The organism is Sulfitobacter sp., assembly GCF_036961165.1.
Taxonomy (GTDB): Bacteria; Pseudomonadota; Alphaproteobacteria; order Rhodobacterales; family Rhodobacteraceae; genus Sulfitobacter.
Map to the genome: position 1 here is coordinate 1 of NZ_JBALVJ010000091.1, position 11233 is coordinate 11233.

The 11233-nt window shown below is 56.4% G+C and carries 15 protein-coding genes; 10 read left to right on the plus strand and 5 right to left on the minus strand.

The genetic code is table 11. The annotated features are described in order from the left end of the window. Together V7730_RS20125 and V7730_RS20130 are read left to right on the plus strand one after the other, a co-directional pair. A partial coding sequence (locus V7730_RS20125; RefSeq protein ID WP_335749362.1) for an IS30 family transposase occupies positions 1-418 on the plus strand: 418 nt, incomplete at its 5' end. Beyond that, positions 397-618: a Rid family hydrolase gene (locus V7730_RS20130; RefSeq protein ID WP_443070257.1), complete on the plus strand. Its 222-nt coding sequence runs from the start codon at positions 397-399 to the stop codon at positions 616-618. The genes V7730_RS20125 and V7730_RS20130, both read left to right, overlap by 22 nt. Before the next feature lie 266 nt (positions 619-884). Here V7730_RS20130 and rplI read toward each other — a convergent pair whose 3' ends face one another. The 3 genes from rplI to rpsF are packed head-to-tail and all read right to left on the minus strand — an operon-like array spanning position 885 to position 2130. Beyond that, complete coding sequence (rplI, locus tag V7730_RS20135) at positions 885-1508, minus strand: 50S ribosomal protein L9 (RefSeq protein ID WP_335749363.1); 624 nt, start codon at positions 1506-1508, stop codon at positions 885-887. A 12-nt stretch (positions 1509-1520) separates the two neighbouring features. Continuing rightward, complete coding sequence (rpsR, locus tag V7730_RS20140) at positions 1521-1748, minus strand: 30S ribosomal protein S18 (protein WP_005852865.1); 228 nt, start codon at positions 1746-1748, stop codon at positions 1521-1523. Positions 1749-1776: 28 nt separating this feature from the next. Then, complete coding sequence (gene rpsF, locus V7730_RS20145) at positions 1777-2130, minus strand: 30S ribosomal protein S6 (RefSeq protein ID WP_259995478.1); 354 nt, start codon at positions 2128-2130, stop codon at positions 1777-1779. A gap of 260 nt (positions 2131-2390) precedes the next feature. Between rpsF and V7730_RS20150 the strand changes: the two genes are divergently transcribed. Then, on the plus strand, positions 2391-2885 hold the full coding sequence (locus tag V7730_RS20150) for a hypothetical protein (RefSeq protein WP_335749364.1): 495 nt from the start codon (positions 2391-2393) through the stop codon (positions 2883-2885). A 138-nt stretch (positions 2886-3023) separates the two neighbouring features. Beyond that, a complete protein-coding gene (locus V7730_RS20155) occupies positions 3024-3593 on the plus strand; it encodes a YceI family protein (protein WP_335749365.1) in 570 nt (189 codons plus the stop codon). A gap of 79 nt (positions 3594-3672) precedes the next feature. Here V7730_RS20155 and V7730_RS20160 read toward each other — a convergent pair whose 3' ends face one another. Then, on the minus strand, positions 3673-4872 hold the full coding sequence (locus tag V7730_RS20160; protein ID WP_335749366.1) for a cytochrome b/b6 domain-containing protein: 1200 nt from the start codon (positions 4870-4872) through the stop codon (positions 3673-3675). A 144-nt stretch (positions 4873-5016) separates the two neighbouring features. On the opposite strand from V7730_RS20160, the gene fabD reads away from it, so the two are divergent. The 4 genes from fabD (at position 5017) to V7730_RS20180 (ending at position 7901) form a co-directional block, all read left to right on the plus strand. Beyond that, positions 5017-5949, plus strand: a complete 933-nt coding sequence (fabD, locus tag V7730_RS20165) for an ACP S-malonyltransferase (RefSeq protein WP_335749367.1) — start codon at positions 5017-5019, stop codon at positions 5947-5949. A 74-nt stretch (positions 5950-6023) separates the two neighbouring features. Further along, a complete protein-coding gene (fabG, locus tag V7730_RS20170) occupies positions 6024-6761 on the plus strand; it encodes a 3-oxoacyl-ACP reductase FabG (RefSeq protein WP_335749368.1) in 738 nt (245 codons plus the stop codon). 204 nt (positions 6762-6965) lie between these two features. Next, positions 6966-7199 (plus strand): acyl carrier protein, encoded by a 234-nt coding sequence (locus V7730_RS20175; protein WP_025048350.1) that lies wholly within the window; start codon positions 6966-6968, stop codon positions 7197-7199. A 168-nt stretch (positions 7200-7367) separates the two neighbouring features. Next, positions 7368-7901, plus strand: coding sequence for a GNAT family N-acetyltransferase (locus V7730_RS20180; RefSeq protein ID WP_335749369.1), 534 nt, complete (start codon positions 7368-7370; stop codon positions 7899-7901). 15 nt (positions 7902-7916) lie between these two features. Here the strand turns inward: V7730_RS20180 and V7730_RS20185 are convergent, their stop codons facing one another. Next, positions 7917-8417 carry a DUF421 domain-containing protein gene (locus tag V7730_RS20185; protein WP_335749370.1) on the minus strand — a complete coding sequence of 167 codons (501 nt, stop codon included), beginning with the start codon at positions 8415-8417 and terminating at the stop codon, positions 7917-7919. A 162-nt stretch (positions 8418-8579) separates the two neighbouring features. Between V7730_RS20185 and fabF the strand changes: the two genes are divergently transcribed. Beyond that, positions 8580-9839, plus strand: a complete 1260-nt coding sequence (fabF, locus tag V7730_RS20190) for a beta-ketoacyl-ACP synthase II (protein ID WP_335749371.1) — start codon at positions 8580-8582, stop codon at positions 9837-9839. Beyond that, a complete protein-coding gene (gene mltG / locus V7730_RS20195; protein WP_335749372.1) occupies positions 9840-11027 on the plus strand; it encodes an endolytic transglycosylase MltG in 1188 nt (395 codons plus the stop codon). Positions 11028-11233: the final 206 nt, after the last annotated feature.

Consider the following 11233-nt stretch of genomic DNA (forward strand, 5'->3'; position numbering starts at 1 on the left):
TTTTATCGCAACATTGGTCGAGCGGAACACGCGTTACGTGATGCTGGCGAAGGTTGGCAACAAGGACAGCCACAGCGTCATCCAGGCATTGATCAAGCAGTCTCGCAAGCTGCCCAAAGAGCTGTATCGCTCCCTGACTTGGGACCGTGGGTCGGAGATGGCTGGGCATAAGACCTTCACCTTGGTGACCGATATTGACGTCTATTTGTGCGAGCCCCATTCGCCATGGCAACGCGGTTCAAACGAAAACACCAACCGGCTTCTACGACAGTACTTTCCAAAAGGCACAGATTTGTCGATACACAGTCAAGCAAAGTTGAGCGCCGTTGCAAGACAGCTCAACGAACGACCTCGAATGACGCTGGGGTATGAAACTCCCGCAGAGCGTTTCAATGCATGTGTTGCGTCGATCAGTTGAGACCGCCAGACAAGGCCGACATTGCGTCTATTCAAGTCTGGCTTGCCGATATGGCTTATTTTCAGGGCATGAATGCCGTTTGGGATGAGTGGGTCGACCGTGACGCCCCGCCAGCGCGCGCAACCGGTGGCGTCGCTTTGGCCCGCGCCGGTATGCGGGTGGAAATGATTGCGGTTGTAGCAATGCCAAGATCTGAATGAACCGTACAAAGCGGGGCGACGATTTGAAATTGCCCCGCTTTGGAGACAGCGGTCAGGTACTGGCTACATGATGGGACTTTGACATTCCCGTCCAGTGAGAGCACAGCGAGTGCAACATTGCAGACCTGATGCTGTTGGAACGCTGCTATAATAGTAACTGTAGCTATTTAATGCTTTGAGCGAATAACGGAACAGTGGCCATTCCCGCCATAAAAAAACGCCGCGCTAAAAGCGCGGCGTTTTCTATTCTTTGAAACACGTGAGGCTTAGTTGCCAGCTGTGTCTTCCTGATCGCCGGAAGCAGCAGGTGCTTCGTGATCGTCGTCATCGGACGCGGCGGAGCCAAGATCGTCAAACAGTTCGGAAATCTCGAACTCGGCTGCAGCTTCTTCTTCTGCGGCCAGTTCCTGGATGGATTTGCCGGCAGCTTGCAGTTCAGCTTCTTCGACGGAACGGGCTACGTTCAGCTCGATTGTCGCTTCGACCTCGGGGTGAAGGACAACCTTTACCTCGTGGATACCCAGATATTTGATGGGTGCGAGCAAGACGACCTGTTTGCGGTCAACTGTGAAGCCTTTAGCGGCTGCTGCATCGGACGCGTCACGGGTGGTGACGGAACCGTAAAGCGCGCCTGCATCGGAAGCGGAGCGAATCACGATGAACTGCTGACCGTTTAGACGTTCAGCCATCGCATCGGCTTCTTTCTTGGTCTCGAGGTTTTGTGCCTCAAGCTGGGCTTTTTGGCCCTCGAAAGCTTCGATGTTTGCTTTGGACGCGGAAAGCGCCTTTTGCTGTGGCAGCAGGTAGTTGCGAGCGTAGCCTGGTTTAACGTCTACGACGTCGCCCATCTGGCCCAGTTTCGCGACACGCTGGAGAAGGATAACTTGCATGATGTGTACTCCTTACTTCACTGCGTAGGGCAGCAGGGCGAGGAAGCGTGCGCGTTTGATGGCACGGGCCAATTCACGCTGCTTTTTCGCGGAGACTGCGGTGATGCGGGATGGCACGATCTTGCCACGCTCAGAGATGTAGCGCTGAAGCAGACGTGTGTCTTTGTAGTCGATTGCCGGTGCGTTGTCGCCAGAGAATGGGCAGACTTTGCGGCGGCGGAAAAATGGTTTTGCGGCCATGGTTTAGAGTCCTTTCAACAACCTAAAATCAGCGACGTTCACGGCGCTCGGGGCGCTCGTCACGTTTTTGCATCTGAACGGAAGGCAGCTCTTTGTGCTCATCCATTTTGATGGTCAGAACGCGCATGACATCGTCATGCAGGCGCATCAGGCGTTCCATCTCCTGCACGGCTGTTGCCGGTGCATCGGAGCGCAGGAAGGCATAGTGGCCCTTGCGGTTCTTGTTGATTTTATAGGCCATCGTTTTGACGCCCCAATACTCGCTATCCACGAGTGTTCCGCCGTTGTCGGACAGAACGGTACCGAAATGTTCGATCAGGCCTTCGGCTTGTGTGTTGGACAAGTCTTGGCGTGCGATCATTACATGCTCATATAGCGGCATGTGTGCTCCACTTATTTCAAGGCGCATTTCATAGGCAGGGCAATGATCCTATGCGGCCCCACCACGAGAGTCTGCGCGGTTAAATCGTCTTGCAAAGGAAGTGCCCATATACACCCTTTAGCGCGCTGCGCAAGCGAGGATGGCGTAGGGCAGGGTGCGCGCGTCTGTTTTTACGCAATTGCCCCCAATGTGCCAGCTGCGTGCCGCCGTCTGGTCTTTTTTCAGGTCCAAGAACGCTTAACCCATTCAAGGATGCCGCCATGACTGCCGTCGCAGACCATTTCTCTGAAAGTGCCCCGATGAATGGCGCGGTACGTAGCCTGGGCGGTGGTCGGTTGGTCTTGCGGTTGGTGATGCGGATCGGCGCCTGTGCCTCCTTGTTTGTGGCACTGCTGATCTGGGTGACACCATCGGCGGGTACAGGCAACAACATGATGCTGTTTAAGCTGTTGGTCTCATCACTGTCCGTTCTGGTATCTATAGCCTGCTGGCAGGCTGCCTTGCCGCCCCCGCCGCCCAGCGTCGAGATTGACGTGGTCGGCGGTGAACTATGCCTGATCCGTGAAAGCGCACCTGCAAGTCAACGGATCATTGAGCGGTGCAGCTTTGCCGAGCTTGAAGATGTCGAACTGAAAGGCCGGTCGTTTACTTTCTGTGCAAAAGGCGGGCGGCTTCTTGCCGAGATTTCGCTCAGCAACGCGACTGCGCATGCAACTTTGCTGCACAAACTGCGTGTGGCAGGCAAGATTTCCTAATCTGCCTATGTGCGCTGATGCAGGGTAAATGCTGCGCAACTGTTCAAATGCGCGCAGTAGGTGTTGAACCTTATGGTATTGAGAAAAGGGCAGAACACACCACTTAATATTGTAGTCTAACATAATGGAGTGCTTCTGATGAAATCCCTCGTTCTAGCTACCCTTTTTTCTGCTACCGCCTCAATGGCACTGGCAGCCGATAAATACGTTCTCGATTCCAGCCACAGCCAGATTGTGTTCACCTATAACCACCTCGGTTATTCAACCACGACCGGCATGTTCTCCGGCTTTGACGGCGAGATCATGTTTGATCAGGAAGACCCTGCCGCATCATCCGTGAGCGTTTCCATGCCCGCAAAATCCATGCTCACAGGCTGGGAAGCGCGCTACGATCACTTTATGTCCGACGACTTCTTCGGCGCGACTGACGAAGATATGATCACCTTCACATCCACGGCGATCGAAGTGACAGGCGACGACACAGCGCTGATCACCGGTGATCTGACGATGAACGAAGTGACCAAGTCTGTTGTTCTGGATGCCAAGCTGAACCAGATGGGTGATCACCCGATGGCCAACAAGCCTTGGGCCGGTTTCAACGCGACAACGACGCTCAAGCGCTCTGACTTTGGTGTGGACAAATTTGCACCGTTCGTAGGCGATGACGTCAACGTCATGATCTCTCTGGAAGCTATGAAAGCCGAATAAGCTTTCTCTTTCAGAAATTGGAAAGGCCGCTGGAAGGATACTCCCAGCGGCCTTTTTTGTGTCCGGTCGGCGCGCAGCCTCAGTCGCGTGTGGCTGTCAATTGGATGGCGACATCGACACCAAAGCCGAGTGAGCTTTCGTCGGACATGTTGTCCCCGATACCAAAGTCGCGGCGGTCGAGGTTCAACTTTGCCTGTACGGTTGCTTCGTTACCTGTTGTGGAGAGGCGGAAAGGCATGCTGACTGGGATGCTCTGCTCTTTGATAGTCAGGGTGCCTTCGGCGATAAAAAATCCGTCAACGCCGGAGGTCAGGTCAGCTTTGAAACGGGCTGTCGGGAAGTCCTGAGCGTTGAAGAAATCCGGCCCCATGGCTTGATCCGTGACGGAACCCAGCGTGAGCGAACCGATGGCGATGGTCACATCGACTGTGCCTGATGGGCCGACCATGACTTCAGGATCAAAGGCAATATTCGCGGTCCAGTCGGCAAAGCTGCCCTCAACAGTTGAGCCGAATTGCGTTACCGCGATACCAAGTGTGCCCTCTTGCACGGTCCATTCGGAGGCTACTTCTTCCAGTGAGGCGGTTTCGACAGCGCCTTCGGGTTTCGCAAACACACCGATCCCTGCGCCGACGCCCAAAGCGGCGGCCCAGATGACCAATGCTGCCAGCAAAGGTGTTTTGCTGTGGTGTATAGCGAACAGGGGCGCAAGATCGGGCGCGCCGTTGATCATCCGGCGCAGGGTCGCGTCCTTGTCGACAAACTGGTGTTTCAGTGCGCCTGCGATGTGCAGCAGGATCGATACGATCATGACCTTGCCGAATACCCAGTGCAGCCCGCCAACAAAGGCAGCGACAGCTTCAGACTTCGGCACCAGCGGGAGGCTTTGACCCAGCGGCCACCAGATCGGCGCAAAGCCTGACGTGGCGGCGTGGTGTATCCAGCCCGACAGGGGCGCTAGCACGAGCGAGCCATACAGCAACCAATGCGCGGTTTCGGCCATGAATGTCTCTACCTTGTGGTCGGGATGCAGTGGCGAAGGCTTGGTTTGGCCAAGCGCCCAGAGGATCCGCAGCAAAGCGACAAAGAACACGGTGACACCCAACGTCTTATGCAATGAGAACATCCAAGCCTTGGTGGCAAGCTGTTCAGACGTGTCATAGGGGAGATCTTCGGCGATCATGGCAACGGGGATCAGGGTGAGGATCAGCAGGGCGGTCAGCCAATGAAAGCTGCGCGTTACGCTGCCGTAGGTGGTGGTAGTGTTCGAACGACCCATGGAATACTCCGGTATGACAGTGTTTGGGCCAACTTATTGCACCTGACGGGTAGAGCAATGGGAGTTTACGCAGAGCCTCTGTGCGCTCTTGTGAGAGTAGGCGTGCTTCGCTAAACCCAATGCCACATATTCAAGGGGCTTTTGATGAGCACAGCATTCGTATTTCCCGGTCAGGGCGCGCAAACCATCGGTATGGGGCAGGATCTGGCGCAGGCCTATCCCGCAGCAAAAGCGGTTTTTGACGAGGTCGACGATGCCTTGGGTGAAAAGCTGAGTGCGCTGATTTGGGACGGTGATATCGAGACGCTGACGCTGACCGAAAACGCACAGCCTGCGCTGATGGCGACATCCATGGCCGCTATGCGTGCGCTTGAGGCGGAAGGGATCGGCATCTCGCGCGCGTCTTTTGTGGCGGGGCACAGTCTGGGCGAATATTCGGCGCTTTGCGCTGCTGGTGTGTTCACGTTGGGCGATACCGCGCGGTTGCTGCGTATTCGGGGACGGGCGATGCAGGCGGCTGTGCCTGTAGGGCAGGGCGCGATGGCCGCAATTCTGGGGCTTAGCTCTGAGGAAGTGGAGAAGGTGGCCGCTGAGGCCGCTGGCGACGATGTTTGCCAGTTGGCGAATGAGAACGACCCCACGCAGAACGTGATTTCAGGCAGCAAAGCTGCTGTTGAGCGCGCGATTGATCTTGCCAAGGCGGCGGGTGCCAAGCGGGCGCTGCCGCTGCCGGTGTCTGCTCCGTTCCATTGTGCGCTGATGCAGCCCGCAGCAGACGAGATGGCGCGCGCGCTGTCAGAGGTCACTATCAACGCGCCATCCGTGCCGCTGGTGGCCAATGTGCTTGCCAGTAGTGTGATCACGGCTGATCCGATCGCGCGGCTGTTGGTCGATCAGGTCACTGGTCGCGTGCGCTGGCGTTCGTCCGTTGAGTGGATGGTCGAACAAGGCGTGACTGAGTTCTGGGAAATCGGCGCGGGTAAAGCTCTGTCGGGCATGATCCGGCGCATTCACAAGGATGCAGTACTGCGCAACGTGGGCGTGGCCGCAGACGTGAAAGCGGCGCTGGAAGCCTAAGGTGTTTGAAGCAACAGCGGGCACTGTGCGCAAACGCTGCGCGGTGCCGCGATAGTTTATAAAGGGAAGAGTAGATGTTTGATCTGACTGGGAAAAATGCACTGATCACCGGCGCTTCGGGCGGTATTGGCGCAGACATTGCGCGTACCCTGCATGCGCAGGGCGCAACCGTGGGCCTAAGCGGCACGCGCACCGAACCACTGGAGGCGCTGGCCGCCGAGCTGGGCGAGCGCGCCCATGTGCTGCCCTGTAACCTGAGCGATATGGAGGCTGTCGAGGCGCTGCCAAAGCAGGCGGCAGAAGCCATGGGATCTGTTGATATTTTGGTTAACAACGCCGGAATCACGCGTGACAATCTGTTTATGCGGATGTCGGATGACGAATGGCAGTCAGTGCTGGATGTGAACCTTACGGCAACGTTCAAGCTGTGCAAAGGAGTCATGCGGGGCATGATGAAGGCGCGCTGGGGCCGGATTGTGAACATCTCTTCCATCGTGGGCGCCACGGGTAACCCCGGACAGGCGAACTACGCCGCCTCGAAGGCCGGGCTGATCGGGATGTCCAAAAGTTTGGCCTATGAAGTGGCGAGCCGTGGAATCACTGTGAACGCAGTCGCGCCAGGATTTATTGCCACCGCGATGACAGACAAGCTGACCGATGATCAGAAATCTGGAATCATGGGGCAAATTCCGGCAGGGCGTATGGGCACTCCGGACGAAATTGCGAGCGCTGTTGTTTATCTTGCTAGCAGTGAGGCGGCGTATGTTACAGGTGCTACCTTGCATGTGAACGGTGGCATGGCCATGTTGTAGGAGCTTTCTCGAAAGCGTTTGCGAACTCCGCTTCATATGCTAAAGGAAGCACAGTTGACATAGACGGGCGCTTGATGTGACCCGCGCCTTGTGCAAGCAAGGAGAACGAGCCGCCCCTGTCAGGGGCACCTTCTGACCTCCCACGAACGGGAGCGGGCAGAAACCCAAAAAGGGGCCAATGGCCCGATGAGTGAGGACTATAGTATGAGCGACGTCGCAGACCGCGTTAAGAAGATCGTTGTTGAGCACCTTGGTGTTGAAGAAGACAAAGTAACAGAAAACGCTTCGTTTATTGACGATCTTGGCGCAGACAGCCTCGACACCGTCGAGCTGGTCATGGCCTTCGAAGAAGAATTCGGCATCGAAATTCCTGATGATGCAGCCGAAAACATCCAGACTTTCGGTGACGCGGTTAAGTTCATCAAAGAAGCCTCCTAATCAGGCTTTTCCGGGTACGCTCGGCGAAAAAATACTCAAACGGCGCTTTGATTTGCGGATCGGCGCCGTTTTTGATTCTGCACCGGATTAGGTCTTGTTCCGCTGAATGGGCTGCGGCACTCCTGCTGGTCTGAGTCCCTTACCTACTGAGTGAAAGAAACGCAGCGCATGTCCCGCACTATTCCGACCATCAATACACCTTCTTTGACATTGCGTGGAATGCGGACCGAGGATTTTAAACGATTTGCTGAAATTTGGGCGATGCCCGATGTGGTGACGCATATCGGCGGCAAGCCTTGGCCGCGTGCGCGCAGTTGGGATGCTTTTCTGCGCAATGCTGGGCATTGGCAAATCACAGGATTCGGCCAATGGGCTATCCAGATCCACGGCTCTGGCGATATGGCGGGGCAGGCGGGCTTTTTCTACGGCTCGCGTGGTTTGGGAGATGACTTTGATCCCTATCCTGAAGCTGGGTGGTTGCTTGCGCCCCAGTATCAAGGGAATGGACTGGGCCGAGATGCGGCAGGGGCAGCCCACGATTGGTTCGACCGCGTTGTAGCGTTGCGCTCAGTTTGTATGATCACGCCTGACAATGCAGCCTCAATGCGGGTTGCGGAGACCCTTGGCTATACGCCGCTGCGCGATGCTGAGGTTGACGGAGAAACCGTCACCTTGATGACGCGCAAAGGCCCGCCAACCTGAACGGAGTGCATAACTTCAGCGGCGGACGTCTTGCATCACCTCCTGTGATATTTTTAGGCCGTCCTTTGGGCCGTGAAGCACGCTGACATCGCCAGTGGCCTCCATGACGACAGCATGGACGAGATCAAGGTTGTAGGCGTTGGCCTCACGCAGCTTGGCATGCAGGTCGTCAGCGGTTAGGCCGACCGCGCGCATGTTCTCAGGCTTCATTTTGCCGTCTTCCATCAGCAGCAACGGTGTATTGTCGTTCATGCTATGGAGGCGGCTGGACCTCACGCGGAGCTGGGAAATCGTTAACTGGATAATGAAAAGTGAAACGAGCGCCATGACATAGATGTACGCGTCGGTTTTCAGGGTGGTTACCGCACTGGTCAGAACAGAACCGATAGATACCGTGATGGCGAAATCAAAGCCCGACATCTTTGAAAAGCTGCGCAGGCCATGAAGCCGTGTCAGCGCGACGATCACAGCCACCACCAACGTCGCGCGCCATAGGATATTGAAAAACTCTATCATGCGTGTTCTCCCCTGCTTGGGAGGTCAACCCATTGCAAGTTCGATAGTTCCATCCGGGTCGCGTGGCAGTCGACCGCCCATCGGAGGCGCCTGCGCTCTTGAACACAGGCCTCCCCTCGGGCTATAGCCCGAATGATAATTTAGCACCAAGGGGCAGAATATATGCGCAGAGTGGTCGTTACGGGTTTGGGTTTGGTGACACCGTTGGCAGACGGAGTCGAAGAAAGCTGGAAACGCATTCTGGACTGTCAGTCCGGTGCGGGACCAATTACGGGCTTTGACCCGAGCAAGTTGATCACTCAATACGCATGTGAAGTGCCTTTGGGCGATGGCAGCAATGGGACGTTCAATGCGGACACCTACATGGCGCCCAAAGACCAGCGAAAGGTTGATACTTTTATCCTTTTCGGTATGGCCGCTGCACAGCAAGCGATTGAAGATGCCGGTTGGACACCCGATGACCGTGAAAGCCTTGAGCGCACCGGCGTTCTGATCGGCTCTGGTATCGGTGGGTTGAATTCGATTGCGAACACAGCCGTGATGATGGCGGAGAAAGGCCCTAGGCGGGTCAGCCCCTTCTTTGTGCCCGGTGCTTTGATCAACCTGATCTCCGGTCAGGTATCCATCAGGTATGGCTATAAAGGGCCAAACCATTCGGTCGTGACTGCCTGTTCTACCGGTGCGCATGCCATTGGCGATGCGAGCCGTTTGATCCAGTACGGTGACGCGGACGTGATGATTGCAGGCGGTGCAGAAGCCGCCATTTGCGAGATTGGCATTGCTGGCTTCAACGCGTGTAAAGCGCTGAGCACGAAGCGTGGCGATGACCCCAAAAAGGCAAGCCGACCTTATGACGTTGACCGTGATGGTTTTGTCATGGGTGAGGGTGCGGGCATTGTCGTGCTGGAAGAGTATGAGCACGCTAAAGCACGCGGTGCGAAGATTTATGCCGAAGTGATCGGCTATGGCCTGTCGGGCGATGCGTATCACATCACAGCGCCGTCAGAGGACGGTGAGGGCGGCGAACGCTCGATGCGCGCAGCGCTGCGCCACGCGGGCAAAGAGCCGAAGGACATCGATTATATCAATGCACATGGTACGTCGACGATGGCGGACACCATTGAACTGGGTGCTGTAGAGCGTATGTTGGGCGAGCATGCTAGCAAGGTCACAATGTCCTCGACCAAGTCTGCGACAGGCCACCTGTTGGGGGCTGCGGGCGCGATTGAGGCGATCTTCTCGATCCTTGCGATCCGTGACCAGATTGCGCCGCCAACGATCAACTTGGATAACCTTGCGGTTGAGACGAAGATTGATCTGGCAGCCAACGCGCCTGTGAAACGGGAAATTAAGGTCGCGCTGAGCAACTCGTTCGGCTTCGGCGGCACCAATGCGAGCGTATTGTTCGGAAAGGTTGAGTAGATGTGGCGCCATGTAGCGGCCAATGCCATCACGTTTTTGATGGTTGCGTTATTCTTGACCGGTGGTGTGATCATTTGGGGCAAAGCCCAGTATGACTCACCCGGTCCGTTGACGCAGGCCGTTTGCGTGCAGGTTGAAAGCGGCTCCAACATGCGGCGGGTAAGCAAGAACCTCGCTGATCAGGGTGCGGTAAGCTCGGCTGCGATCTTCCGTATCGGTGCCGACTATGAGGAGAAGACCGGCCAGTTGAAGGCCGGGAGCTTTCTGATAGAGCCCGAAGCGACCATGCAAGAAATCGTGGATGTGATCACCCGCGGTGGTGCCAGCACGTGTGGCACCGAGATCGTATACCGCGTTGGCGTGAATCGCGTCAGCGTGCAGGTGCGTGAGCTTGATCCTGCGACCAATCGGTTTGTCGAGCTTGCTCAATTCACGCCCGGCACGGACGAAGTGCCTGCGGAATATACAGAGACGCGCGACCAAGCTGACATACGCTTCCGTATTGCGGTGGCCGAAGGCGTGACAAGCTGGCAGATCGTAAATGCGCTGTCCAGCATGGATATTCTTGAAGGCACAGTCCCGGAAACGCCAAGCGAGGGGGCTCTTGCACCTGACAGCTACGAAGTGCGCAAGGGTGACGACCGTGCGGCCTTGATTGCGCGGATGCAGTCTGCACAGGAGACTCTGCTTGCAGCCGCATGGGAAGCCCGGGCGGAAGATCTGCCTATAGACAGCCCCGAAGAGCTGTTGATCCTTGCTTCGATCGTCGAGAAGGAAACCGGTGTGGCCGAAGAACGCCGTCAGGTAGCGAGCGTATTTGTGAACCGTCTTAACCAAGGCATGCGCTTGCAGACTGATCCCACAGTTATTTACGGTATAACCCGTGGTGAAGGTGTGTTGGGCCGTGGCCTGCGCCGCAGTGAGCTGCGTGGCGAAACGCCTTACAACACATATGTGATATCTGGTTTGCCGCCGACACCGATTGCGAACCCCGGACGTGCCAGCCTGATGGCGGCCGCGCAGCCGGACGAGACGCCGTTTATCTTCTTTGTTGCTGACGGTACTGGCGGCCACGCGTTTGCTGTCAGTTTGGACGAGCACAACCGCAATGTCGCGGAGTGGCGCAAGATTGAAGCGGAGCGCGGCGCCGCAGCTGCAGGCAACGCCTCAACCGGTGGCAACGACTAAGTGTTAATGCCCTGTTCGGTGGGGCAAGAGACGTTCAACATTGATCCGATATACCAAGTCCCATGCTAGGAGATTTGGTGGAGCGGCCCTGACATAGCGTCGGGGCCGCTTTTTCATGCCTTTCGATTGGAGGAATCCAAGCGAAAGGACCGACTGAAGTGGTCCGGCAAAATTGGACAGCGTGCTAAGATGTATCCAACCCGAAC

Coding starts and splice junctions, on each gene's coding strand:
- V7730_RS20130 (WP_443070257.1), top strand. CDS start 397: ATGTGTTGCGTCGATCAGTTGAGACCGCCAGACAAGGCCGACATTGCG.
- rplI (WP_335749363.1), bottom strand. CDS start 1,508: ATGCAAGTTATCCTTCTCCAGCGTGTCGCGAAACTGGGCCAGATGGGC.
- rpsR (WP_005852865.1), bottom strand. CDS start 1,748: ATGGCCGCAAAACCATTTTTCCGCCGCCGCAAAGTCTGCCCATTCTCT.
- rpsF (WP_259995478.1), bottom strand. CDS start 2,130: ATGCCGCTATATGAGCATGTAATGATCGCACGCCAAGACTTGTCCAAC.
- V7730_RS20150 (WP_335749364.1), top strand. CDS start 2,391: ATGACTGCCGTCGCAGACCATTTCTCTGAAAGTGCCCCGATGAATGGC.
- V7730_RS20155 (WP_335749365.1), top strand. CDS start 3,024: ATGAAATCCCTCGTTCTAGCTACCCTTTTTTCTGCTACCGCCTCAATG.
- V7730_RS20160 (WP_335749366.1), bottom strand. CDS start 4,872: ATGGGTCGTTCGAACACTACCACCACCTACGGCAGCGTAACGCGCAGC.
- fabD (WP_335749367.1), top strand. CDS start 5,017: ATGAGCACAGCATTCGTATTTCCCGGTCAGGGCGCGCAAACCATCGGT.
- fabG (WP_335749368.1), top strand. CDS start 6,024: ATGTTTGATCTGACTGGGAAAAATGCACTGATCACCGGCGCTTCGGGC.
- V7730_RS20175 (WP_025048350.1), top strand. CDS start 6,966: ATGAGCGACGTCGCAGACCGCGTTAAGAAGATCGTTGTTGAGCACCTT.
- V7730_RS20180 (WP_335749369.1), top strand. CDS start 7,368: ATGTCCCGCACTATTCCGACCATCAATACACCTTCTTTGACATTGCGT.
- V7730_RS20185 (WP_335749370.1), bottom strand. CDS start 8,417: ATGATAGAGTTTTTCAATATCCTATGGCGCGCGACGTTGGTGGTGGCT.
- fabF (WP_335749371.1), top strand. CDS start 8,580: ATGCGCAGAGTGGTCGTTACGGGTTTGGGTTTGGTGACACCGTTGGCA.
- mltG (WP_335749372.1), top strand. CDS start 9,840: ATGTGGCGCCATGTAGCGGCCAATGCCATCACGTTTTTGATGGTTGCG.